Genomic DNA, 24110 nt, shown 5'->3' on the forward strand with positions numbered 1-24110 from the left:
GGCGGGCCGCCAATTCTATTGACCGTGCTGGTCAGCGGACTTATGATTCAAGTCACTCAGGTGTTATGAAACGATTCATTGTTTTTCGCATAGACCCCAAAGGTGCGGTTCATTTATGCAGCAAGAACGCAATGAGAGTCAGGATCCGGTCCAGGGGGACGAGCCCGTGCTGTCGCTGGCCGGTGCCGCCAAGACCTTTGGCCCTGTCGTGGCGCTGGCGGACGGCACGGTGGAGATCCGCGCGGGCGAAATCCATGCGCTGGTAGGTGAGAACGGCGCCGGCAAATCCACCCTGGTGAAGATCCTCGCCGGCCTGCACCATCCGGACTCGGGCGACTTCCGGCTCAGCGGCGAACCCGTCCACTTCAAGAACGTGGCAGAAAGCAAGGCCGCCGGAATCTCCGTCATTTACCAGGAGCCCACCCTGTTCCCGGACCTCACCGTGGCCGAGAACATCTTCATCGGCCGGCAACCCAAGGGGAGGTCCGGGCTGATCAGCCGTGCCGGGATGCGGCGGCAGGCAGCTGAGCTGTTCGGGCGGCTGGGAGTACCCATTGATCCATCCCGCGTGGCGGAGGGGCTGTCCATCGCCGACCAGCAGATCATCGAGATCGCCAAGGCCATTTCGCTCGATGCGAAGGTGCTGGTGATGGACGAGCCCACCGCCGCGCTCAGCGGCGTGGAAGTGGACCGGCTCTTTGCCGTGGCCCGCGCCCTGCGGGATAAAGGCACAGGCATCCTGTTTATCTCGCACCGGTTCGACGAAGTGTTTGATCTCTGCGACCGGATCACGGTGATGCGCGACGGCCGCTACATCGCCACCCACCGGACCGCCGACGTCACTGTTGAACAGATTGTCCGGGAAATGGTGGGCAGGGACATCGGAACGCTGTTTCCCAAGGCCGAGGCGGAGATCGGGCATACGGTCCTGAAGGTGGACGGGCTCAGCAGGTCCGGTGTTTTTCGGGACATCAGCTTCGAAGTCCGTGCCGGCGAAATAGTTGCGCTCGCCGGCCTGGTGGGTGCCGGCAGGACAGAGGTGGCCCGGGCCGTGTTCGGCATCGACACCTACGACTCAGGGCAGATCCAGGTGGAAGGAAAACCGCTGAAAGCCCGCGACCCGCAGGCCGCCATTGCCGCCGGCCTCGGCTTTGTGCCCGAGGACCGCCGCAAGCAGGGCCTGGTGATGAACCTGTCGGTGGCACGGAACGTGACGCTCACCTTGCGGAACAAGTTTGTGACCGCCGGGCTCATCAATGGCGGCAAGGAACGGGCGGCGGCGAAGGAGTGGAGCAAGCGGCTGCAGGTGAAGGCCGGAAGCCAGGAGCATGCCGTCTCAACACTTTCCGGCGGGAACCAGCAAAAGGTGGTGCTGGCCAAGTGGCTGGCCACCGATCCACGGCTGCTCATCATCGACGAGCCCACCCGCGGCATCGATGTGGGCACCAAGAGCGAGGTGCACAGACTCATCTCCGACCTCGCCGGCCGCGGGATCGCCATCCTGATGATCTCCTCCGAGCTGCCCGAGGTCCTGGGGATGGCGGACCGGGTCCTCGTAATGCGCGAGGGCCGGATTACCGCGCAGCTGGACAGGGCGGACGCCAACCCCGAGTCGGTCATGCACGCGGCAACCTCGGCAGGAGTGATGGAATGAGTTCCACGGTCAAACACGAGGAAAAAGGTGCGGCGGCGGCACCCGCCCGAGGCGGCAGCGGCGGACTTGGCGGGCTGTTGCGCCTGCGTGAACTCCCCGTGCTGGTTGCGCTGGTGCTGCTGGTGCTCATCACCTACATCAACAACCCGCTGTTCCTGTCCCCGCAGGGAGTCAAGGACCTGCTCCTGAACGCCACCATCATCGTTATCCTGGCGGCCGGACAGACCCTGCTGATCATCACGCGCAACATCGACCTGTCCGTCGGTTCCATGCTGGGGCTGGTCGCCTTCGGCACCGGCTCCATCTTCGTTGCCACGCCCGGCCTGCCGATCATTGTGGTGCTGCTCCTCGGAATGGCCTTCGGCGCCCTGCTCGGCATGTTCAACGGGTTCCTGGTCACCGTGGCCAAGGTCCCGGCGCTGGTGATCACCCTCGGCACCCTTTACGTGTTCCGCGGGCTGAACAATGCCTGGGCCGGCGGAAAGCAGTACTTCGCCGGGGACCGGCCGGAAGCCTTCGGGGCGCTGTCCGTGGACACCGTGCTGGGCTTCCCGATCATCACCCTGCTGGCCATCGCCGTGGTGGCCGCCGTCGCCGTCTATATGGCAGGCACCCGCCCCGGCCGGGACCTGTACGCCATCGGCTCCGACCCCGAAGCGGCGAAAGTCCTGGGCATCAAGGTATCCCAGCGGGTGTTCCTGGCCTTCCTGGCCAACGGTGCCCTCGCCGGCCTCGCCGGAGTCCTCTACGCAAGCCGCTTCAACTCCGTGGGCGCCACCACCGGGTCCGGGATGGAACTGGACGTGGTGGCCGCCGCGGTAGTGGGCGGGGTGGCGATTTTCGGCGGAAGCGGGACGGTCGCCGGTGCAGCCCTGGGTGCCTTGCTGCTGACCACCATTACCAGTTCGCTGACCGCCCTTCGGGTGGACAAATTCTGGCAGCAGGCCATTGTGGGCATCCTGATCCTCACGGCCATCGTGATCGACCGCCTGGCCAGCCTGCGCACGGCCAGGAAACTGCGGATAAGCGAGGCACGGAATGTCTGAGACCACCACTCCCAGCAGCACCCCCGCGGCCCCGCCCGTCGCGGACAGCACCAAGCCGCTGGCCACCGAGCCAAAAGGACGCACCGGTGCCGCGCGCATCCTCGCCAGCCGCGACGCCGTCACCATCTACGCCCTTCTCGCGTTCCTGGTCTTCGCAGCGATCTCCATCCCGCGCTTCGCCTCGCCGGTCACCACCGGCTTCCTGCTGCTGGACGTCATCCCCGTCCTGCTCATCGCCATGCCGATGACGCTGATCATCGTCACCGGCGAGATCGACCTCTCGGTGGCGAGCACCGCGGGCCTAAGCAGCGCCCTGATGGGCGTCCTCTGGGCCGGCGGCTTGGACATCTGGCTGGTACTGGCCATCAGCCTGCTGGCAGGAGTAGCGGCCGGCATGTTCAACGGCTTCCTGATCGCTGTCCTGGGCCTGCCGTCCCTGGCCGTCACCATCGGTACGCTGGCGCTGTTCCGCGGACTGGCACTAGTGGTGATCGGGGACAACGCTGTAGCCAACTTCCCCAAGCCGCTGACTGCCTTCTTTACCTCCAAGCTCGGCGCCACCGGCATCCCCACCGTGATGATCGGCGTCGTCCTTATTGTGTTGTTTTTCGGAATCCTGCTCCATTTCACGCCCTTCGGGCGGGGGCTGTACGCGATGGGCTACAGCAAGGAAGCGGCCAACTTCGTGGGCATCAAGGTAGCCCGCAGCAAGTTCTGGCTTTATGCGGCCTCCGGTGCCGTATCTGCCCTGGCCGGGATCTATTGGACGCTGCGCTACACCAGCGCCCGCAGCGACAACGCGTCAGGGCTGGAACTGGCCGTCATCGCTGCCGTGCTGCTTGGCGGCGTCTCGATCTTCGGTGGCAAGGGCACCATTCCCGGTGCGGTAGCCGGCGTCCTGTTGATCGGCAGCCTGAACTATGCCCTGCGCCTGGGAAGGGTGTCCGACGTCGTCCTCATCACCGTCACCGGCCTGCTGCTCATCTTCTCCGTGGTGGCACCGAGCATCGGCGCCGCGGTCCGCGAATGGCGGCATCTCCGCAGGGTACGCCAGAGCTTCAGCCGGGGCACAGGCGCCGGCGCTTCAACTGACCGTGTCCATTGAACCGGCCATCAGGACCAATCAAAACCGGACTACAACTAGGGAGAAGGAAAACAATGATGAAGAACCGAAAAAGCCCCGGCCGGCCGCCTCACTTGGCCCCGCTCGTCGCCATCACGGCTGCTGCGGCGCTGGCCCTTACGGCATGCGGCGGCGGCTCCGGAACCTCGGGCGAGACGTCCGCCGCTGTGCAGGACCAGAAGATCACCTTCATCCCCAAACAGCTCAACAACCCCTACACGGACGTGGTCCTGGGTGGCGGCAAAACCGGTGCCAAGGAAGCAGGCTTCGCGTCCTCCCAGGTGGTCGGCCCCCTGGAGGGATCGGCGTCGAGCCAGGTGTCATTCATCAATGCTGAAACGCAGGCAGGAACAAACGTCATTGTCATCGCCGCCAATGATCCCGACGCCGTTTGCACGGCCCTGGGCGAGGCCCGCTCTGGCGGCGCCAAGATCGTGGCCTTCGATTCCGACGCCAACCCCGACTGCCGCGACGTGTTCATCAGCCAGGTGGTGGCCAAAGATGTGGCACTGATCCAGACCAAGCTGATCTCCGAGCAGATCGGCGGCTCCGGTGAGATCGCCATCCTCTCTGCCACGGCAAACGCCACCAACCAGAACGAGTGGATCAAGTTCATGGAGGAGGACCTGGCCTCCAATCCGGCTTACAAGGATATCAAGCTCGTGGCCAAGGTCTACGGCGACGACGACGACACCAAGTCCTTCCAGGAGGCCCAGGGCCTGTTGCAGGCACACCCCAATCTGAAAGGCATCATTTCGCCCACCACGGTGGGTATTGCCGCCACCGCCAGGTACCTCTCCACATCTGCCTACAAGGGCAAGGTTGCGCTGACCGGGCTGGGGTTGCCCAACGAGATGCGGCCGTTCGTCAAGGACGGAACGGTGAAGGAGTTCGCGCTCTGGGATCCAGCCCAGCTCGGCTACGTTGCAGCGTTCGCCGGGAAGGCGCTGGTTGAGGGAAAGATCACCGGAAAGGCCGGTGACAAGTTCACTGCCGGGAACCTCGGCGACCGGACTGTTGAGGAAGGCGGAAAGGTCATTGTGGGCCCGCCCACCGTCTTCAACACGGGCAACATCGACAAGTACAACTTCTAGCCCGGAAGCCCAGCCGGGCGGGCCTCTCCGGCCCGCCCGGCCTTCCGCGCCCCTGCACTGATTGAACCGCGGAAAGGCTGCCCATGCTGCCCACCAAGAATTCTGCTGCTGCCTTGCTGGAACCCCACAAGCGCCGGCCCACCCGGATCGGCCTGGTGTCCGGGGGGCTGGGGGCCTACTGGCCTCAGTTTCCGGACCTCCTGCCGCAGCTGGAGGAATCGGCCCGGTACGTCACCTCACGCTTTCGGGAAATGGACGCCGAGGTCATCGATGCGGGGTTCATCTCTGATGCCGCCCAAGCCCTGACAGCGGGAGAAAAGCTGCGGCAGGCCGACTGCGACCTCATCGTCATCTTTTTGGCCACCTACCTGACGTCCTCCATGGTCCTGCCCGTGGCACAGCGTTCCGGCAGCCCGGTGCTGGTCATCGATCTCCAGCCCACCGAAGCGATGGACCACGCGAATTTCGATACCGGAGCCTGGCTGGCCTACTGTGGCCAATGCCCCGTGCCCGAGGTAGCCAATGTCTTCCGCCGGGCGGGCATCCAGTTCCGGTCCGTCTCCGGCCACCTGAAACAGGACGCCGCCTGGGAACGGATCAGCCAGTGGGTCCACGCCGCCGGCGTCCGCGCCCGTCTCCGCAACGCCCGCCATGGCCTCATGGGCCACCTTTACCCGGGCATGCTTGACGTTGCCACCGATCTGACCACCGTGTCCACCACGTTCGGGTCCCACGTAGAGGTGCTTGAGTTCGATGACCTGCGCGAGCGCGTCAACGCCGTCACCGGGGATGAGGTGTCCGAGCGGCTGGCCCTGGCCAGGGAGCTGTTTGTGCTCGATGAGTCCGTGAACGAGGACGACTTCGCCTGGGGTGCCAGGGTCTCGGTGGGCCTGGACCGGCTCGTGCAGGACTTCGACCTGGACTCGGTGGCCTACTACCACCGCGGCCTGGCGGGAGAGCAGCACGAGCGGCTGGGCGCCGGGATGATCCTGGGCTCGTCCATCCTCACAGCGCGTGGAATTCCCATGGCGGGGGAGTATGAGCTGCGGACCTCCATTGCCATGCTGACTGCCCAGGCCATCGGCGCGGGAGGCTCCTTCACCGAAATCCAGGCCCTGAACTTCTTTGACAACGTGGTGGAGATGGGCCATGACGGGCCGGCGCATCTCGCGGTCTCGGCGAAGGACCCGCTGCTGCGCGGACTGGGTATCTATCACGGCAAACGGGGTTGGGGAGTGTCCGTGGAATTCGACGTCCGGCCCGGACCGGTCACCACCCTCGCCCTGGGCCAGGACCCGGACGGCGGCTACGTATTTGTCACCTCCGAAGGAGCGGTGGTGCATGGCCCCCTGCTGGCCATCGGGAACACTACGTCACGCGTGGATTTCGGCGGCGATCCCGGCCTTTGGGTGGACCTCTGGAGCCAAACCGGAACCGGCCACCACTGGGCTCTGTGCCTGGGGCACCGGGCGGCCGACATCAAGGCCGCGGCATCACTGGTGGGCATCCCACACCGACACGTTTCACTCGCACACGGAGCCTGAACCAATTTCAGGACAAAGTGCCTCGTCAGATTGGGGTTGGCACATCCGGCGCGAAAAAAATTACTAAGTAAACTTTCCTTTTGATGCTAAGCATGCTTACTGTAGACGGGCAGTCAGCCCGAAGCCTCTAGCAAAGGGGGCGGAGGCCGGAGCCGGGGGAAACTCCGTCACCGGAACTCCATTGCTGGCTAGACCCAGCGCAACGACACATCCAAGGAGACGTCATGCTTAACAGGGAAAACATCGAAAGCCTGCTCACCAAGGGCGGCAACGTCATCGGTTCCGACGGCGAGAAGATCGGCTCAATCGGCCAGCTCTACGCGGACGACGACACGGGCGAGCCCACATGGGTCACGGTCAAGACCGGTCTCTTCGGCACTTCCCAGTCCTTCGTGCCTGTCGAAGGTGCACACGACCAGGGCGGTGACCTGGTGGTCCCCTACACCAAGGACCACGTCAAGGACGCCCCCCGCGTAGATGTGGACGGACACCTCACCCCCGAGGAAGAAGACCGGCTCTACACCTACTACGAGCGCGGTGCCCGGACGTACTCCGACACCCGGGGCGACGTGGACCTGCAGGGTGACGCGGACCTTAACGCCGGCACTCCGAACACCGGTGCCGCCGGTTACGCTTCTGGCCGTGAAACCGTTGGCCACGATACCTCCGGCCCCACCACCGACGACGCCATGACCCGCTCGGAGGAGCGGCTCCACGTTGGCACCGAACGCGAGGCCGCTGGCCGCGCCAGGCTCCGGAAGTACGTCACCACCGAAAACGTCACCAAGACGGTTCCGGTGCGGCGTGAAGAGGTCCGCCTGGAGCGGGAGCCCATCACTGATGCGAACCGCGGTGCTGCCCTGAGCGGGCCGGACATCAGCGAGGAAGAACATGAGGTGATTCTGCACGAGGAGCGCCCCGTGGTGGAGAAGGAAACTGTCCCCGTGGAGCGGGTCCGCCTGGACAAGGACGTGGTCCAGGACGACGTCACCGTCAATGAGGAAGTGCGCAAGGAGCACATCGACGCCGACGGCGTCGACGGCAACCAGCGCCGCTGACAATCACCGCTGACGTCGTGCCGCGCGCCGCTGAACGGACCGGCGCTGAGGCAACCACGCAGCGAACGACGCCGGGAGTCCACTTGGGGGCTCCCGGCGTCGTTGTGCATGCGGAACTGTTGTTCTGTTGCCGCGGCTGGTTCCCGCTGGTGGCGGTATGGCCGCGGAATGCCGGTGCAGCCGTGCCGGAGCGGCGACTGCACCAGCCAGTAGGACGAATTTCTTCAGAACTTAGTGTTCTTCACCCATTCGCGGCTCCTGTTGTCCCGGGTTACGAATACCGGGCTATGCCCTGTCGGACGCCATGTTCCTGGAGAACAGCCAGCCAGCAGCAACCATCACGACGCCCAGTGCCAGGTGGGTCCAGTTGTCCATCATGTTCAGCGAGAGGAAATTGGCCGCCGAATCAACACCGACAATGAGCCCGAAGATGGCCAGGACGACATACAGTGCGCCTGCTCCGAGAAGGAAATTACGGGCGCCATGCTCGGTGCGTGACATGGCCAGACCCGTTGCGCCAATGGCCAGCTGCACAATGTTGAGCAGCATGGATACCTGGAACAAACCAAGGAACACGGCATGCGAAGCCGGTCCGAGGAACATTAGTTCGCTGTATTGGGTGGTGACGCCCGGGATAAAGCCCAGGACACCCACCAGCATCAAAACAATTCCCACTCCCATGCCAGCGTTTTGGACGTCTGCCCGCCCAAAGTGAACGCCGTGTGCATGTGGGGATGCGGTAGTCATTCTTGCCTCCTGCCACTCATGTGGACAGTTCAATTTTACGGCCGCCCCTTGCGAAAAGCGCCGGTGCAAGGGGTCGTGGGACGGTGCCACAGGCGGTTGTGCCTGTCGGTCACAGACCGGGCGGGGCCGCCGTGACACCATGGACAACGATGAAACTGCGCGCTGATCAGACCGGAGACCGTGGCCTTCCCATGCCCTTGTGGCTGCAGGGTGCCCTCGAAACGGCCCAGGCAGCCATCATCTCGGCATTGGTGGTGATCGCTCCGGTCCTGGCGGTGTGGGCTACGGCCGGATTCCACGACGGCGCCGTCGAGTTCCTGGCGCGCCTGGCCGGGCAGTCCTGGCTGCTGGTCCATGGGGTGCCGCTGGAACTTAAGGCCGCCGGCTCCACGGGCGGGGCCAGCTCCGGGTCCGGGCTGCTCACGCTGATTCCCCTTGGCCTTACCCTGATCCCGTTCCTGCTCGCCTGGCGGGCAGGGCGCCGGCTGGCCCGGGCCTCCTATACAGACCAGCTATGGCAGGCACTCCTCGGTTCCTGGCTGGTGTACGCGGCCTTCGGGGCGGCAACGGGCTTCGTCTGCCGCACGCCCGACGTCGTCATCAACCCCTGGCATGCCATGTTCATCCCACTCATTCCCTATGCCCTGGGCATGGTGATCGGCGCACGCCGCGAGGCAGGCTCCTGGAGCAGGCTGATCGGCGTCGACGCCGTGGACTGGCTCTCCCGCACCAGCCAGCATTCGCGCTGGGCGGGGTCCTACCTCGGCTCCGCCGCAAAGGCCGGTTCTGTGGCGGTGCTGTCAGCCCTGGCGCTCGCCGCGCTGCTGCTGGCCGTTGACCTGTTCATTCACTGGAACCTCGTGGTTGCGGTCTATGAAGCGCTCGACGCCGGGGCGGTGGGAGGTGCCGCCCTCACCATCGCGCAGCTGGGCTTCCTGCCCAATCTCGTGGTGTTTGCCCTGGCCTGGGCGTCGGGTTCAGGTTTTGCCATGGGCGTCGGATCCCAGGTGGGCCCGCTGGGCACCGCCGTGGGTCCGCTGCCTTCCATCCCGGTGCTGGCCGCCATCCCGGCCGGGCCCCAGGATTATGCCTTCGTTGCCTTGATCGTCCCGGTCCTCGCGGGTGTGCTGGCCGGCTGGTGGTTCCTCCGTGAAGGCGAAAACCACTTCGACGAGTGGCTCTCGATCAAAGTCCGGGTCCGCTGGTTCAGTGCCACGGTTTCCACCCTGGTGCTCGGGGTGCTGTGCGGCCTGGCTGCCGGGTTGCTCACCGCCGGCCTGGCATGGGTGGCGCGCGGATCGGCAGGGATCGGACGCCTGACGGCGATTGGTCCTGACCCGCTGTGGACGGGAGTCTGGGTGGCTGTGGAAGCTGCTGCCGGCGTCGTGATTGGCTACGCGGCCGGGCCTTGGCTGGAACGTGAGCAAGCCGCGGAGGAAGAGGACGCGGAGCTGGTCCGGTAGGACCTCGTGCCTAAGGGAGCTGGGAGGGCAGCGAGCCTTGCAGCTGCACCCGGCACGCCGACTGTGCCTGGTCCGTCAAAGCCCGGCCGACGCACGCCTGGTACTCGCGGACTTCGTCGAAAAACAGGGCTGTGATCAGGATCAGCAGCACCATGATCGCGGACACCACCAGTCCCGAAATGGTGCCGATGAGGACCAGCCGGGACTCCTTCAACCGGGCCGCCCTGATCAGGAGCATCACGCCGAGGGCCAGGCTGGCCACCGTCAGGAGGGCCGTTAACCAGAGGTAGCTGACATCGAGCTGGTACACAAAGAAAGAGCCGAGCACGGAAACCACAAAGATCCGGAACAGGGTGTGGGTCTTGGCGAGCGAGGCCTTGGCTGCCTCGCTGAGCGGCGGTTTTGTGCGCTGCTGCCCAGCCGGTTGCGGTGTGGTGTTCATGTTTTCCAGCCTACGCGAGCGTGCCCATAAGCTAGAGCCATGCGCATCGTAGTCCTCGTTTCCGGAACCGGGTCCAACCTCCAGGCAGTTATTGACGCGGTGAAGGCAGGGGACCTCGACGTCGAAATCGCCGCGGTGGGGGCCGACCGCCCGGGGACCTACGGGGTGGAACGGTCTGCCGACGCGGGCATCCCCACGTTTGTTGTGGACTTCAAGGCCTTCGCTGACCGGGCTGATTGGAACGCTGCCCTGACTGAGGCCGTTGCCGCGTTTGAGCCGGATGTGGTGGTCTCCTCAGGTTTTATGCGGATCGTGAGCCCGGGATTCATCGACGCTTTAAACGGCAGGTACCTGAACACCCACCCCGCTTTGCTTCCGGCTTTCCCGGGCGCGCACGGTGTCCGGGATGCGATGGCGTATGGCGTGAAGGTCACCGGCTGCACTGTCCATTGGGCGGATGCCGGCGTGGACACCGGTCCCATCATCGCCCAGGAAGCCGTGGCCATCGAGGAGTCCGACACCGAGGAGACCCTGCACGAGCGCATCAAGGTGGTGGAGCGCCGGCTGCTGGTGTCCACCCTGGCATCCCTCGCCGCCGCCCACCGCGCGCAGCTCGCCACCTAACCCCGGCCCCCACCCAACTAGGTAGCGCCAAGTGTCGTTTTGACCCGCCAAAACGACACTTAGCGCTACTTAGTTGAGCGGATGGGGGCGGCCTGTGGATAACCCCAGCGGCGCTCCCGCAGGCCTGCCACGATGGGCGGATGAAGGTTCCAAGCCGACTACCCGAACAATTGGCTTCCCTGCCGTTCACCTTCCAGGAAGCGCTCGACGCCGGGATCAGCCGACGCCGGCTCCGTCACCGAGGCTTGCAGCGGCCAAGCAGGGGAGTGCGGGTGCCGGACGCGTACAACCAGGACGATCTCGCCCCTGGCATCCGGCCCTACACCTTGGTCACCGATTTTGCCGCAGCTTCGCATGCATCCGCCTTTCTGCTGTGGCAGTTTCCCGGATTCCTGCCGGGCAGCAACGAACCGCTGCTTCACGTCTCCCGTCCTGACACCGTTTCCATCATGCGCCGACCCGGGGTGAAAGGACACCGCGGGCAGTTCTTCGACGACGAGATAGTCAGCCATCACGGCCTACTGGTCACTTCCCGGACCCGCACGTGGCTGGATTGTTCCCGCAAGATGAGCATCGAAGAGTTGACGGTCGTCGCGGATCATCTGCTACGGATTCCGCGGCCCGACTTTGAGGGAAGGTCCGAGCCCTACGCATCGCGGGAGGACCTCGCCGAGATGCTCGACCGGCATAAGGGGACTCCCGGCATACAGAAGGCGCGCTTGGCCTTTGACCTGGCGAGAGTGGGATCGGACTCTGCTCCTGAAACCAGGCTGCGGCTTGCGCTGGAAGACGCCGGCCTGCCGGAACCTCTGCTGAACGTGCCCACCGAGCTGCGTCCCGGCGTCGTACGCCAACCTGACCTAAGCTATCCCGAACAGAAGGTAGCCGTGGAATACGATGGCGCGGGACACTCCGAGACGGAGCAGGTGGTCCGCGACATTGCCCGCGAAGAGGACTTCGGCCGCGCCGGATGGGTGCTGGTTCGAATCTCCAAACGGCACATGCAAAACAATGCCGGGCTCGCTGTAGCGAAAGTGAGACGGGCATTGCTGCTCCGAGGCTGGTCCCGAGAATGACGTATACGAAACTAGGTAGCGCTAAGTGTCATTCTGAGGCTTCAAAACGACACTTCGCGCTACCTAGTTGGGTGGGGGGAGGGCTAGTCGAGGCGGCGTTGCCTGGTCTCGGGGGAGAAGAACGCCATCCACAGCACGGCAAGCAGCACCAGCCCTCCGGCCAGGGCGAAGGAGATGGCCAGGCCCAGCTCGGGCCAGAAGTAGTTCGCGAAAATGAGCGGGCCAAAGCCGGCACCCAGCCGGGAGAACGTGGACGCCCAGCCGAAACCGGTACCGCGCAACTCGGTGGGGTAGAGCTCGGAAACGTAGGCGTAGAGGACCGGGATGGCCACCTGCACCACGAAGCCGAACACCAGAAGCCAGAACACCGCCGCCGTGGGGATGTCCACCACGATCGCAACGATCACCAGGGTCAGCGCTGACAGCGGACCGGTGATGGCGAGGATCCATTTGCGGCCGACCCGCTCCACCAGCAGGGCCGCAACAATAACGCCTAAAAGCCCGACGGCGGCCATGGACGCCGTAGTGACAAACGCCTTGTACTCGGCGAATCCTGCGCCGATCAGGATCCGTGGCATCCACGTCAGCGACAGGTAGTAGACCAGCAGGATGGTGAAGAACAGGGACCAGGCCGCGGCCGTGATCTTCCAGTTGAACTGCCACACGAGGCGCAGCTGATGCCAGGCGCTGCCGGCGGAAAGCCTGGGCACTTCCCTGGTGTCGGGCAGGCTGTAGGCGCGCGGTTCCGCCCCCGTTGCCGCCACCAGATCGTCAATGACCCTGGCTGCTTCCTCACGCCGGCCCTTGCGGATCAGGAACAGCGGGGACTCCGGAACGCTCCGGCGGACCCAGAACACCAGCAGCGCAGGCAACACCATCACCAGCATGGTCAGCCGCCAGTCTCCGTACAGCGCGACGAGCCCGGCGGAGACAAAACCGGCCAGGGCGGCACCCACCGGCCACCAGCCGTCCATTGCCGTCAGGACCTTGCCGCGCTGCTTGCGGGGAGTGAACTCACCCACCAGCGCGTAGTCCACAGGAATGCAGCCGCCCAGGCCGAAGCCGGCCATGAACCGGAACAGGCAGAACAAGATGAAGTCGGGGGAGAAGGCGCCCAGCACGGTGAAGAGGGAGAAGATCAGCAGGGTGGCCGTGAAGGCCTTCCTGCGCCCGATGGTGTCCGCGATGGTTCCCCACACAAAAGCGCCCAGGGCCATGCCGATCAGGTTGGCCGTTCCCACCCACGCAACGTCGCCCGGGGACAGGGCCCAGTGCGTGGAGAGCAGCGGAATGAGGATGCCGTTCAGGGTCACATCCCAGGCATCGAACATAAAACCGAGGCCGCCGATCACGAAAATCCTGCCCTGGACTTTCCATCGCCATGGCAGTTCCTGGACCACCTGCTCGCCGCTCGGCACAGTGGTGTAAGTATTCATCGCAGCCTCCTGGAAGAACTTTATCCCGGGCCGCTGACGTTCACACTTCCGCCTGCACAGGGGGCAAAGTGCACTTCGCGATAAACTGGCCGTATCCCCACCAACCGCGGCACTGTTCCGCGACATAAGACGGAGACATTTGTGAGCTTCACGCAGCATGAGCGCGTATCCATTGACCGTGTTCCCATCCGCCGGGCCCTGATCTCGGTTTACGACAAGACCGGTCTGGAGGAGCTCGCCCAGGGCCTGCATGCAGCAGGAGTGAAGCTGGTGTCCACCGGGTCCACGGCCAAGAAGATCGCCGCGGCCGGCATTCCCGTCCAGGAGGTCGAGGAAGTCACCGGCTCGCCCGAGATGCTGGACGGCCGCGTCAAGACGCTGCACCCGCGCGTCCACGGCGGCATCCTGGCTGACCGCCGGGTCCCGGCGCACATGGAAACGCTGACCAGCATGGAGATCGAGCCCTTCGACCTGGTGGTGGTGAACCTCTACCCGTTCGTCGAGACCGTGAAGTCCGGCGCTGCCCAGGACGATGTTGTGGAGCAGATCGACATCGGAGGCCCCGCCATGGTGCGCTCCGCCGCGAAGAACCACGCCGCCGTCGCCATTGTGGTGGACCCCTCCTTCTACGGCCAGGTGGTCACCGCTGCCGCCGAGGGCGGCTTCGACCTGAAAACCCGACGCCGGCTGGCCGCCAAGGCGTTCGCCCACACCGCGTCCTACGACAACGCCGTGGCCACCTGGACCGCGAGCCAGTTCCTGGATGAAGACGGCGACGGCGTCATCGACTGGCCCGCCTACGCCGGCCTTTCCCTTGAGCGCTCCGAAGTGCTGCGCTACGGCGAGAACCCGCACCAGCAGGCAGCCCTCTACGTTGACAAGGCCGCCCCGGCGGGCATCGCCCAGGCCGACCAGCTGCACGGCAAGGCCATGAGCTACAACAACTTTGTGGACGCCGATGCAGCACTGCGTGCGGCCTACGACTTCAGCGAGCCTGCCGTCGCCATCATCAAGCACGCCAACCCCTGCGGCGTAGCAGTGGGCGCTGCAGATGCTGCGGACCCCATCGCCGACGCCCACGCGAAGGCGCACGCCTGCGATCCCGTCTCAGCTTTCGGCGGCGTCATCGCCGCCAACCGCACCGTGACCGCCGGCATGGCCAATACGGTCAAGGACATCTTCACGGAGGTTGTCATCGCCCCGGGCTTCGAGCCCGAGGCCGTGGAGATCCTGTCCAAGAAGAAGAACATCCGCCTGCTTGCCCTTCCGGAGGGCTATGGCCGCTATCCGACGGAGCTCCGCCAGGTGTCCGGCGGCGTCCTGGTCCAGGTCAGCGACAAGGTTGATGCCGACGGCGACAACCCCGCCAACTGGACCCTGGCCGCCGGCGAGGCCGCGGACGGGAAGACGCTTGCGGACCTCGCCTTCGCCTGGACCGCCTGCCGCGCCGCCAAGTCCAACGCCATCCTGCTTGCCCAGGACGGCGCTGCCGTGGGGATCGGCATGGGGCAGGTCAACCGCCTGGATTCCTGCCGCCTGGCCGTGGAGCGGGCCAACACCCTTGGCGTGCAGGTGGAGTCCGACGTCGAAGGTGCCGGCGGTGCCAGCAACGTCGCGACGGCAGAAGCAGGTGCGAGCGGGGCGCCCCAGCGGGCCCGCGGTGCCGTGGCGGCTTCCGACGCGTTCTTCCCGTTCGCTGACGGCCTGCAGATCCTGATCGACGCCGGCGTCCGCGCCGTGGTTCAGCCCGGCGGCTCGGTCCGGGATGAGGAAGTTATCGCAGCCGCCAACGCCGCCGGCATCACCATGTACTTCACGGGTGCCCGGCACTTCTTCCACTAATCCCCACCGGCTCCCTAGCCTCCCGTGGGCCCACCAACGACGGCGCCTGTCCCCTTCGTAGGGGACAGGCGCCGTCGTGATGTCCGGGCTTAGTCCTGGTCAGCTGGAGGCGGGCCGGGCTGCGGAAGCCGAAGCTCCCGGGGCCTGGCTTCCGCCATCCGCTCCTCCGTCCAGTACTCGAGGATCTCCTCGCGGGTCTGGTTCACGTCGCTGCGGCTGACGGCATCCTCGCTGGAAGGAGGGCCCTTAGGATGCTGCTGCACTTTTGTAGGCCTGCTGGATGACAGCACCCCAGTAGGGGCCGTACATGACGGCGGAGCCGTTGTAGCCGTAGCTGTTGATGGAGTTCTGAGGTCCGTCTGCACCTGTCGTTTTGCTGTTCTGGATGAACCAGGGCCCACCCGAGGAGCCACCGGTCATGTCGCAGGGAATTCCCTGGGTGGCGAACTGCGGGTTGTTCGTGTCCTTGCTTGCACGGCCGTAGCAGCTTTTCAGTGTTTCACCGTTGAACGGCGAAGCTGCCGGGTAGCCGTAGGACTTGTAGGTCAGGCCATACGCTTGGTTGAACGCCACGCCCGACGCGCCAACGACGTCAGCCAGGTACTGCCCGCTGGTGTTCCTGCCTACCACGGCGAACCCGGTGTCGTAGGTCATGTCCCCGCCGCTGCTCCACTGGGTGGGTGTATGCAGGGAGGTGGCAGTCCACCTGCCGTAAGGTGCTGCGCCGTTCTCGTACGCAGGAACAAAAACGAAGTTGGTGGCAAAGGCTCCCGGTCCCTCATTCACACAGTGCCCCGCCGTGGACACCGTGCTCTTGTTCTTGGCGGACACAGAGTTGCCCGAGCACACGTAGTTGGTTCCGGCAAGCGTAAAGAAGACCTTGCCGACGGTCTTCACCGGAGTTTCACTCTGCGCGAGGGTCTGCTGGCTCCGGGAGGCCTTGACCTCGGTGCTCTTGCTCTTTTCCACCAGCAGTGGGCTGGACCGGTTGCCCCGTTCCAGCGCCTTGCCGGCCAGGACGTCCCCGGGGATGGCCGTCAGCATCCGGTCTGCCGTCCAGTAGTCGGCTGCGCCGGCGTTCTCAACGGCCGCACTGGTCACGGAAGGATTCTTTTTGTCCTCGGAAGCGGCCGGGGCAGCGGTGGCTCCGCCGGCGGCAGTAAGTGCCAGAACGGCTGCGGCCGAGAGGCTCAGAAGGCCGGTAGCCAGGGACCTGGTGCGTGTCATTGTTGTCCTGTCGTAACGGGGATGAGCCGGGGAGAGCCGGGTGTGACGTCCCGAATTTATCGGGATATGACAGATTTGTAAATAGTAGTGACCTATAATGTAGCGGCCTCCGGCGGCTCAAGGATCGCCTGCGGAAACCCCTGCCCACCCACAGAGATCCCGCAGAACCAGGGAAAAGCAGCCGTGGTGCGACAAACCCAAGTTACCTTGGGCATACCAAATGGCGCGTCCGACTGGGCTCCGGGCACCGAGAGAGGGTGAGTCCCTGATGTTTTCCTTCCGCAGATCAGCAAAGCCGGCCGGACCCGGTGACACCAGGAGAGAGGAGGAAGGGCCGCAACCGGTCTCTTTCGATGCAGCGGCATCTGCTGATGCCGCGCGGCTGCGGGACCTGGACCCCGTGCACACGTTTACGGCGACGGCGGAGTTGCGCCGGCAGGATGCCCTGTACGGACAGGTTTGGCCAAGTGACATTCCCCACAGGAGGCGCAGGGGCGGCAAGTAATCCAACGCACCGGGTACGGTTCGGGCGCGGGTCCTCGGGTAAGTTAAAGGTTGGTGAATAGACCGGATTCACAACCAAGCCGACCCACAGGGAGACGCCCGCGCATGTCCAAGATTATCTACACCCACACCGACGAAGCGCCGATGCTGGCTACCTATTCGTTCCTGCCCATCATCGAGGCGTTCGCCTCGACAGCAGGTGTGGAGGTGGAGACCCGCGACATTTCGCTCGCCGGCCGCATCATCGCCGTCTTCGGTGACTACCTGACCCCCGAGCAGCAGATCGGTGACGCCCTTGCTGAACTCGGTGAGCTGGCGAAGACGCCGGAAGCCAACATCATCAAGCTGCCCAACATCAGCGCCTCCATCCCGCAGCTGAAGGCGGCCATTGCAGAGCTGCAGGCCCAGGGCTACGCGCTGCCGGACTACCCGGACAACCCCACCTCGGACGAGGAGACGGCCATCCGCTCCCGCTACGACAAGATCAAGGGCTCCGCCGTGAACCCCGTCCTGCGTGAGGGCAACTCGGACCGCCGCGCACCCCTGTCCGTGAAGAACTACGCACGCCAGAACCCGCACTCCATGGGTGCCTGGACCCCCGAGTCCAAGACCAACGTGGCCACCATGGGCAAGGATGACTTCCGGTCGAACGAGAAGTCAGTGGTCATCGAGTCCGAGGGAACCATCGCCATCCAGCTGGTCCGCGAAGACGGTTCCGTGAAGGTTTTGAAGAAGGCCTTCCCCGTGCTCGCCGGCGAGGTCATCGACGGCACCGTGATGCGCGCCGCCGCGCTGGATGAATTCCTGGCGGCCCAGGTTGCCCGCGCCAAGGAAGAGGGCGTGCTGTTCTCCGCCCACCTCAAGGCCACCATGATGAAGGTTTCGGACCCCATCATCTTCGGCCACGTGGTCAAGGCCTACTTCTCCGAACTTTTTGAGACCTACGGCAAGCAGCTCGCAGCTGCCGGCATTAGCCCCAACAACGGCCTCGCCGCTATCCTGAGCAGCCTCGAGGACCTGCCGGAGGACGTCCGCAACGGCGTCCAGAACCTCATCAAAAAGGGCCTCGAAGAGGGTCCCGCCCTGGCCATGGTGGACTCGGACAAGGGCATCACCACCCTGAACGTACCCAGTGACGTCATCGTGGATGCTTCCATGCCCGCCATGATCCGCAGCTCCGGCCACATGTGGGGCCCGGACGGCAAGGAAGCAGACACCCTGGCCGTGCTGCCGGACAGCTCCTACGCCGGCATCTACCAGGTGGTCCTCGACGACTGCCGCGCCAACGGCGCCTACGACCCCACCACCATGGGCACCGTGCCCAACGTCGGCCTCATGGCGCAGGCGGCGGAAGAATACGGCAGCCACGACAAGACCTTTGAAATCCAGGAAGCCGGCACTGTCCAGATTGTTGACGGCGCCGGGAACGTCCTGATCGAACACCAGGTTGCCGAGGGCGACATCTGGCGCGCCTGCCAGACCAAGGACCTGCCCATCCGCGACTGGGTCAAGCTGGCGGTCACCCGCGCCCGCGCCTCCCAGACCCCGGCCGTGTTCTGGCTGGACGAAGAACGCGCCCACGATGCCAACCTCATCGCCAAGGTCAACGAGTACCTGAAGGACCACGACACCGAGGGCCTGGACATCCGCATCATGTCCCCGGTCAAGGCCATTGCGTTCACCCTCGAGCGCATCCGCAAGGGCGAGGACACCATCTCCGTATCCGGCAACGTCCTGCGCGACTACCTCACGGACCTTTTCCCCATCCTCGAACTGGGCACCAGCGCCAAGATGCTCTCCGTCGTTCCGCTGATGAACGGCGGCGGGCTCTTCGAAACCGGCGCCGGCGGATCCGCCCCGAAGCACGTCCAGCAGCTGCTCAAGGAAAACCACCTGCGCTGGGACAGCCTGGGTGAATTCCTGGCCCTGGCCGTCAGCTTCGAGCACCTGGCCACCACCACGGGCAACGCCCGCGCCCAGGTCCTGGCCGACACCCTGGACCGCGCCACCGGCACCTTCCTGCTCGAGAACAAGTCGCCGAGCCGCCGTGCCGGTGAACTGGACAACCGCGGCAGCCACTACTTCCTGGCCCGCTACTGGGCCGAGGAACTGGCCAAACAAACGGACGACGCCGACCTGGCCGCCGCATTCAGCTCCGTCGCCAACGAGCTTTCCTCAAAGGAGGAGACCATCGTGGGTGAGCTGGCAGAGGTCCAGGGCTCCCCGGTGGACATCGGAGGCTACTACCGCCCGGATGACGCGAAGGCTTCCTCCGTGATGCGGCCGTCCGCCACGCTGAACAAGGTGCTCTCCACCCTGAGCTAGCACAGATTTGCTTGTCTTCTAAAACAGGCAACGCAAGAGGCGGTGTCCCGGATGTCCGGGGCACCGCCTCTTCATCGTTTGGCTGGGACTCGCGGGCCACATTGCCGGCGTCCCGCCGTCGTTGGCCTTTGTCTCCGTCAGCGGGACCCAGGGGCCAAGTCTTAGTCCTTGCCTTTGCCTTTGTCCTCGTTGCCCTTCTTATCGTCACCGTTGCCGGTGGCCGGCGGAGCTGGTGCCTGGGCGGGAGCCGGAGTATAGGCAGCGTTTTGTGCAGCCTTTTGGGAGGCCTGGGCGGCAGCAGCCGCCTGCTCAGCGATCCGCGCATCTTCCGCTGCCTTGGCCGCCGCCGCAGCTGCCTCGTTAAGGTCGGCGCGGACGGCCGCGGCGATAGTGGTGATGGTCTGCCGCCGTTCCTCGGAAACCTGGCCCTTGCTTTGCGCAGCCGCCAGATCAGCGTCAAGGTTTTCCAGGGCTTTCAGTGCCGCGGCGGGATCATTCCGCGACGACGCCTCGCTCACCTCAAGGACGCGTGCCTGGAGTTGCCGGGCAGCGCTTGGCTGCAGACCTGCGTCATTGGTGCCGCAGCCAGCCAACAGCCCGGCGGCCAGCGCAGCCGCCGTCCAGACCATGGCCCGCGAGTGCGGCCAACCACGGATGTGCATCAGGCTCATGGCTGCACGCTCTTCTGGAGTTCCTCCAGATGGTCGCCCAGGACGCCGGTTACCGTTGGGTAAGGCACGATGTCGGGGGTGGACTGGGCGGAGAGGCTCACCAGCACCACTGAAACAGCAGCTGCCAACACAACGATCCCCAGAAGCACCAACAGCCAGATCCGCCTGCGCCCGGACTTTGCGGGCAGCTTCTTTCCGGACTGTTTGCCCTTGTTCCCCAGCCCCGGGGCGACAGAAGAGGTTCCGGCCGCAGGACCCGCGGCTTCACGAAGTTCTTCCACCGATTCCTCGGCAGTGATGGAAGGAGGGTGGAACGGCATGGCCGGCAGGACCCGCGTGGTTTCGGGAACGAGTTCTCCCGGCGTGGATGCGGGCGAAACCAGTGCCTGCCGCAGGGCAGTCTCGATATCCGCTGCGGCGGGACGTTCCAGCGGTTCAATCGTCGTCATGGAGTGGATCAGATCGGCCCATTCCTTGGGCAGATCCTCGGGAATCTCGGGTGCTCGGTGCAGGCGGGCGACTGCAGATTCCACGGCACCGCCCGGGTATTCAACGGTGCCCTTGATGCATTCGAGCAGCACGAGTCCCAAGGAATAGATGTCCGAGGCGGGGGCGAGGGGCTTGCCCAGGGCCTGCTCCGGGCTGAGGTAAGCGGCCGTGCCCACCATGGTTCCTGTAGCGGTGAGCCGGGTTGCATCCGCGATCCTGGCGATGCCGAAGTCCGTGAGTTTAGGGCGCAGGGGCTCGCCCGGCCGGATCTGGACCAGCAGGATGTTGGCGGGCTTGATGTCCCGGTGGATGATTCCCAGGCCGTGAACGTAAGCCAGGGCGTCGGCGACGCCAGCCCCGATTACCGAGAGTTCCTCCAGGGGAACGCGGCTGTGCCTGATCCGGGTCCGCAGGTCCTGGCCCTCCACCAGTTCCATGGTGAGGAAGGGCCTGGGCTCGTCCGGAATCCGGTTGTCGATGCCGGCGTCAAAGAGGGTCACTAAGCCGGGATGGTTCAGGGTGGCCAGAAGCTGGATTTCCGCTTCCTGGCGTTTCAGTTCGTCTGCGTCCGGTGCCTGGGGGGCGAAGAGCTTCAGGGCAACATCGCGGCCCAGTTTCTCGTCCCGGGCACAATAGACCGATGACATCCCGCCGCGGCCAATGACCTCACCCAACCGATAACGTCCGCCGACCACTTCATTCTTGATGGAGCTAGGCGATTCCGCCACCATACCGTTCCTCCCGGTGCGCTGCGGCACTGTCGTACCTCAAATTATACGGGGGTGGAGTACGAGGACTACGCGGCTTTGCCCTACATTCCCGGGACATGCCGAGGGCCCGGCGGTGAACCTCTAGCTTTCACCGCCGGACCACCGGCCACAAGGACATGTGTGCTGATGACATGTTTGCGTGTACCTGAAAGGTTGCGTCGTGTGTTTTGCGGGGTCCTCCTCTCCCTCAGCCTGCTTGCTGCTGCCGCTTCAGGCGCTTGGTGCAGGCACGGTCAACAAGTGCAGGGTGCCTAGGAAACCCTGCGCTTGCGGAGGAGGACCAGGAGTCCCGCCACCAGGAGAAGCAGGGCGAGCGGGACCAGTGAAGCATCCATGCCGGTGTTGGCCAGGGCAGTGCTGCCGTTTGCCGTCCCGCGCTGGGTTGCGGTGCTCCCCGCGCTGGTGTCGACGCCGATAGCACCGCTCACTGCCGTGGAACCTGCCGGTGCTGCCGGGAAGCCGCCGGTACCGGCCGTGCCGGCGTCAGTACCGTTGTCGCCTCCGGTATTGCCGGTATTGCCGGTGTTGCCGGGGGTGTTTGTACCCGGAGCGGTGGTACCGGGGTCGACGGTGCCGGTGTCCCCGGTGTTGCCGTCACCCGGGTCAACCGTGCCGGGGTTTACAGTGCCCGGCGTCCCGGTGCCCGGGTTCTCCGTGCCATTGCCGTCGCTCCCCAGACCGAGGCCGAGGTCAATGCCCAGGTCGATCCCGGCACCGAGCCCACCGGTGTTGCCCGTGCCAAGGTCCACCACTGCGTCTACGGCGGCGTCGAGCCCGCCGGAGGTGAGTCCGTCGGTGGTGCCGTTGCCGAGGTTGAGGTCGACGACTGCGTCCACGACGGCGTCCAGTCCGCCGGTGGTGAGTCCGTCGGTGGTGCCGTTGCCGAGGTTGAGGTCGACGACTGCGTCCACGACGGCGTCGAGCTCGCCGGAGGTGAGTCCGTCGGTGGTGGCGTTGCCGAGGTTGAGGTCGACGACTGCGTCTACGACGGCGTCGAGCCCGCCGGAGGTGAGTCCGTCGGTAGTGCCGTTGCCGAGGTCTACAGCGACGTCTGCTGCGACGGCCAGGTCGGCCGCTGAGGTGTCGGTTCCGTTGGTGACGCTGTTGCCGAGGCCGAGGTCAACAACGGCTGCTGCTGCCAGATCAGGGCTGGTGGTTTGGCCGGTGCCTGTGGTGTTGCCGAGGTCTACAGCGACGTCTGCTGCGACGGCCAGGTCGGCCGCTGACGTGTCGGTTCCGTTGGTGACGGTGTTGCCGAGGCCGAGGTCAACAACGGCTGCTGCTGCCAGATCAGGGCTGGTGGTTTGGCCGGTGCCTGTGGTGTTGCCGAGGTCTACAGCGACGTCTGCTGCGACGGCCAGGTCGGCCGCGGAGGTGTCGGTTGTGTTGGTGGCGGTGTTGCCGAGGCCGAGGCCGAGGTCAACAACGGCTGCTGCTGCCAGATCGGGGCTGGTGGTTTGGCCGGTGCCTGTGCCGTTGCTGAGATCCACAGCGACGTCTGCTGCGACGGCCAGGTCGGCCGCGGAGGTGTCGGTTGCGTTGGTGACGGTGTTGCCGAGGCCGAGGTCAACAACGGCTGCTGCTGCGAGGTCAGGGCTGGTGGTTTGGCCTGTGCCTGTGGCGGTGCCGAGGTTAACCGCGGCATCCACTACGGCGGCGACGGCCGTTGAACCGGACGGCGTTGGGTCACCCAGCAGGCCCAACGACGCCGAGTCAGCGGACGCCGCCGCCGAGATGTGGGCGGATGCGGACAGATCCGATCCGCTGGTGGTGTCCGCGGCATTTGCCGCGGTGCAGCCGAGGGCTAAAAGCCCGCCGGCAAAGAGGGTGCCAAGCAGCCCCCTGCGAAGGTTGGAACTCATGGTGATGTCTCCTGAGAAAGTTGATTAGGGGTGCGTGACAGCAACCCAAAATGGCCGCGTTCTGCCGCAAAAGGCAGACGGGCCTCAACTAGTCAGGAGAAGAACCGGGGTCGAATGACACCGGTGCAGGGGCATGCTCAGGGGATTCACCGGCGCAGACAGCACCGGAAAGAGGCAGATCAAAGTTGAAGGGGCTCAGGAATGCAGCCGAACCCGGGGAACCGCCTGAAGCCGCTCCGCTTCCTGCGCCGGAGCCAGGGGCAGCAGGAGCCTGGGCAGGGGCGGGCGAAGGGTCCGCCGTGCTTGGCTGCTCATCACTGAAGTCAGATACGCTCGCGGCCACCCAAAGTGTGGCGGAAGTTCCCGCGAGGGCAACCGAACCATAAGGGAAAGTAGCGGTATCCGGAGCGGCAGTAAGGGACGAACCCGAAAGTGCCGAGGTGTCTGCGGGTGCCGGTTCCGCGGCCGCTTCCGTGGGGACTACGGCGCCAGGCACAGGAGCGTCCTCGTCGACCGCCCGGACAGGCAGTTCGGGAAGCTCAACCGGCAGCGGTGCCGTGCCTGTCACCAAATCGGAAACAGGTTGGAGGACGGGTTCGAGTCCGGGAAGGGATCCGGCTACCGGTGGAACAACAGCTTCCACAACTGCTGCGGTTGCTCCGTCCGCAACGTAAGCGATCGGAGCAGCGACAGCCGTGACGGTACCGGCGGGAACCACCTGGTTCACCACAGGGACGACTGAAACGATGTTGTCAGCGATGCCCGAAACCTGACCCACAAAGGGCTGAAGCAGCCCCACAGGCGGCGCGGCAGGAGGAGGTGGGGCAGGAACAGTTAGTGCGGGGCCGGCCAGCCTGTCCGTCACCGAGGACACCGAGCTCGTGACGCCGCCCAGCAGCGATGACGTGTCAGAAAGTACGTCAGCAGAAGCTGCCGGCGATGAAAAAGTCAGCCAGGTAAGGGTCGCAGCGCCCGCGAGGAGCACCGGCCGCAGGGCACGCCATGCTGAAACAGCGTTAACCATGCGTACCACCCCCAGTACCGTTGCATTCGACGATGCCTACAGCGTAAGACCGGATGTTGCGGGAAGTCTAGGGTCTGCTAAAACAAATC

Annotated in this window: 20 protein-coding genes; 11 read left to right on the forward strand and 9 right to left on the reverse strand. The window is 65.1% G+C overall.

All coding sequences use genetic code 11. The annotated features are described in order from the left end of the window. Window positions 1-115: 115 nt before the first annotated feature. The 6 genes from QFZ36_RS18700 (at window position 116) to QFZ36_RS18725 (ending at window position 7519) form a co-directional block, all read left to right on the forward strand. Window positions 116-1654 (forward strand): sugar ABC transporter ATP-binding protein, encoded by a 1539-nt coding sequence (locus tag QFZ36_RS18700; RefSeq protein ID WP_306638562.1) that lies wholly within the window; start codon window positions 116-118, stop codon window positions 1652-1654. After that, on the forward strand, window positions 1651-2700 hold the full coding sequence (locus tag QFZ36_RS18705) for an ABC transporter permease (RefSeq protein WP_306638563.1): 1050 nt from the start codon (window positions 1651-1653) through the stop codon (window positions 2698-2700). Before QFZ36_RS18700 ends, QFZ36_RS18705 begins: the two co-directional genes overlap by 4 nt. Continuing rightward, the gene (locus QFZ36_RS18710; protein ID WP_306638564.1) at window positions 2693-3805 is read left to right on the forward strand and encodes an ABC transporter permease; all 1113 of its coding nucleotides are present in this window, start codon (window positions 2693-2695) and stop codon (window positions 3803-3805) included. Before QFZ36_RS18705 ends, QFZ36_RS18710 begins: the two co-directional genes overlap by 8 nt. A 56-nt stretch (window positions 3806-3861) precedes the next feature. Beyond that, window positions 3862-4917 carry a rhamnose ABC transporter substrate-binding protein gene (rhaS, locus tag QFZ36_RS18715; RefSeq protein ID WP_306638565.1) on the forward strand — a complete coding sequence of 352 codons (1056 nt, stop codon included), beginning with the start codon at window positions 3862-3864 and terminating at the stop codon, window positions 4915-4917. An 83-nt stretch (window positions 4918-5000) separates the two neighbouring features. Beyond that, window positions 5001-6461, forward strand: coding sequence for an L-fucose/L-arabinose isomerase family protein (locus QFZ36_RS18720; protein WP_306638566.1), 1461 nt, complete (start codon window positions 5001-5003; stop codon window positions 6459-6461). A gap of 224 nt (window positions 6462-6685) precedes the next feature. After that, window positions 6686-7519, forward strand: a complete 834-nt coding sequence (locus tag QFZ36_RS18725) for a PRC and DUF2382 domain-containing protein (protein WP_306638567.1) — start codon at window positions 6686-6688, stop codon at window positions 7517-7519. A 285-nt stretch (window positions 7520-7804) separates the two neighbouring features. Here QFZ36_RS18725 and QFZ36_RS18730 read toward each other — a convergent pair whose 3' ends face one another. Further along, the gene (locus QFZ36_RS18730; protein ID WP_306638568.1) at window positions 7805-8266 is read right to left on the reverse strand and encodes a DUF4383 domain-containing protein; all 462 of its coding nucleotides are present in this window, start codon (window positions 8264-8266) and stop codon (window positions 7805-7807) included. A 149-nt stretch (window positions 8267-8415) separates the two neighbouring features. Here QFZ36_RS18730 and QFZ36_RS18735 point away from each other — a divergent pair, with 149 nt between their 5' ends. Beyond that, window positions 8416-9729: a cell division protein PerM gene (locus QFZ36_RS18735; protein WP_306638569.1), complete on the forward strand. Its 1314-nt coding sequence runs from the start codon at window positions 8416-8418 to the stop codon at window positions 9727-9729. A 10-nt stretch (window positions 9730-9739) separates the two neighbouring features. Here the strand turns inward: QFZ36_RS18735 and QFZ36_RS18740 are convergent, their stop codons facing one another. Continuing rightward, window positions 9740-10171, reverse strand: coding sequence for a hypothetical protein (locus QFZ36_RS18740; RefSeq protein WP_306638570.1), 432 nt, complete (start codon window positions 10169-10171; stop codon window positions 9740-9742). A gap of 39 nt (window positions 10172-10210) precedes the next feature. Between QFZ36_RS18740 and purN the strand changes: the two genes are divergently transcribed. Both purN and QFZ36_RS18750 read left to right on the forward strand, forming a co-directional pair. Continuing rightward, a complete protein-coding gene (gene purN, locus QFZ36_RS18745) occupies window positions 10211-10795 on the forward strand; it encodes a phosphoribosylglycinamide formyltransferase (protein ID WP_306638571.1) in 585 nt (194 codons plus the stop codon). A 140-nt stretch (window positions 10796-10935) separates the two neighbouring features. Then, window positions 10936-11871 (forward strand): endonuclease domain-containing protein, encoded by a 936-nt coding sequence (locus tag QFZ36_RS18750; RefSeq protein ID WP_306638572.1) that lies wholly within the window; start codon window positions 10936-10938, stop codon window positions 11869-11871. A gap of 83 nt (window positions 11872-11954) precedes the next feature. On the opposite strand, the gene QFZ36_RS18755 is transcribed toward QFZ36_RS18750, so the two are convergent. Then, window positions 11955-13307 carry an MFS transporter gene (locus tag QFZ36_RS18755; protein WP_306638573.1) on the reverse strand — a complete coding sequence of 451 codons (1353 nt, stop codon included), beginning with the start codon at window positions 13305-13307 and terminating at the stop codon, window positions 11955-11957. Window positions 13308-13448: 141 nt separating this feature from the next. Here QFZ36_RS18755 and purH point away from each other — a divergent pair, with 141 nt between their 5' ends. Beyond that, entirely contained in the window at window positions 13449-15149 is a 1701-nt protein-coding gene (gene purH, locus QFZ36_RS18760; protein ID WP_306638574.1) for a bifunctional phosphoribosylaminoimidazolecarboxamide formyltransferase/IMP cyclohydrolase, read from the forward strand. An 89-nt stretch (window positions 15150-15238) separates the two neighbouring features. Here the strand turns inward: purH and QFZ36_RS18765 are convergent, their stop codons facing one another. After that, window positions 15239-15412 carry a hypothetical protein gene (locus tag QFZ36_RS18765; protein ID WP_306638575.1) on the reverse strand — a complete coding sequence of 58 codons (174 nt, stop codon included), beginning with the start codon at window positions 15410-15412 and terminating at the stop codon, window positions 15239-15241. Then, on the reverse strand, window positions 15396-16376 hold the full coding sequence (locus QFZ36_RS18770) for a trypsin-like serine peptidase (protein WP_306638576.1): 981 nt from the start codon (window positions 16374-16376) through the stop codon (window positions 15396-15398). The genes QFZ36_RS18765 and QFZ36_RS18770 overlap by 17 nt, the downstream gene beginning before the upstream one ends. 609 nt (window positions 16377-16985) lie before the next feature. Between QFZ36_RS18770 and QFZ36_RS18775 the strand changes: the two genes are divergently transcribed. Further along, window positions 16986-19205 (forward strand): NADP-dependent isocitrate dehydrogenase, encoded by a 2220-nt coding sequence (locus QFZ36_RS18775; RefSeq protein ID WP_306638577.1) that lies wholly within the window; start codon window positions 16986-16988, stop codon window positions 19203-19205. A 161-nt stretch (window positions 19206-19366) separates the two neighbouring features. Here QFZ36_RS18775 and QFZ36_RS18780 read toward each other — a convergent pair whose 3' ends face one another. The 4 genes from QFZ36_RS18780 to QFZ36_RS18795 all read right to left on the reverse strand — a co-directional run bounded on the left by QFZ36_RS18780 (window position 19367) and on the right by QFZ36_RS18795 (window position 24021). Then, window positions 19367-19876 carry a hypothetical protein gene (locus tag QFZ36_RS18780; RefSeq protein WP_306638578.1) on the reverse strand — a complete coding sequence of 170 codons (510 nt, stop codon included), beginning with the start codon at window positions 19874-19876 and terminating at the stop codon, window positions 19367-19369. Continuing rightward, a complete protein-coding gene (locus QFZ36_RS18785; protein WP_306639273.1) occupies window positions 19873-21096 on the reverse strand; it encodes a serine/threonine-protein kinase in 1224 nt (407 codons plus the stop codon). Before QFZ36_RS18785 ends, QFZ36_RS18780 begins: the two co-directional genes overlap by 4 nt. A 290-nt stretch (window positions 21097-21386) precedes the next feature. Next, window positions 21387-22997 (reverse strand): hypothetical protein, encoded by a 1611-nt coding sequence (locus QFZ36_RS18790; protein WP_306638579.1) that lies wholly within the window; start codon window positions 22995-22997, stop codon window positions 21387-21389. An 88-nt stretch (window positions 22998-23085) separates the two neighbouring features. After that, on the reverse strand, window positions 23086-24021 hold the full coding sequence (locus QFZ36_RS18795) for a hypothetical protein (protein ID WP_306638580.1): 936 nt from the start codon (window positions 24019-24021) through the stop codon (window positions 23086-23088). Between the last annotated feature and the right edge of the window lie 89 nt (window positions 24022-24110).

Source organism: Pseudarthrobacter siccitolerans (assembly GCF_030823375.1).
Taxonomy (GTDB): Bacteria; Actinomycetota; Actinomycetes; order Actinomycetales; family Micrococcaceae; genus Arthrobacter; species Arthrobacter siccitolerans_A.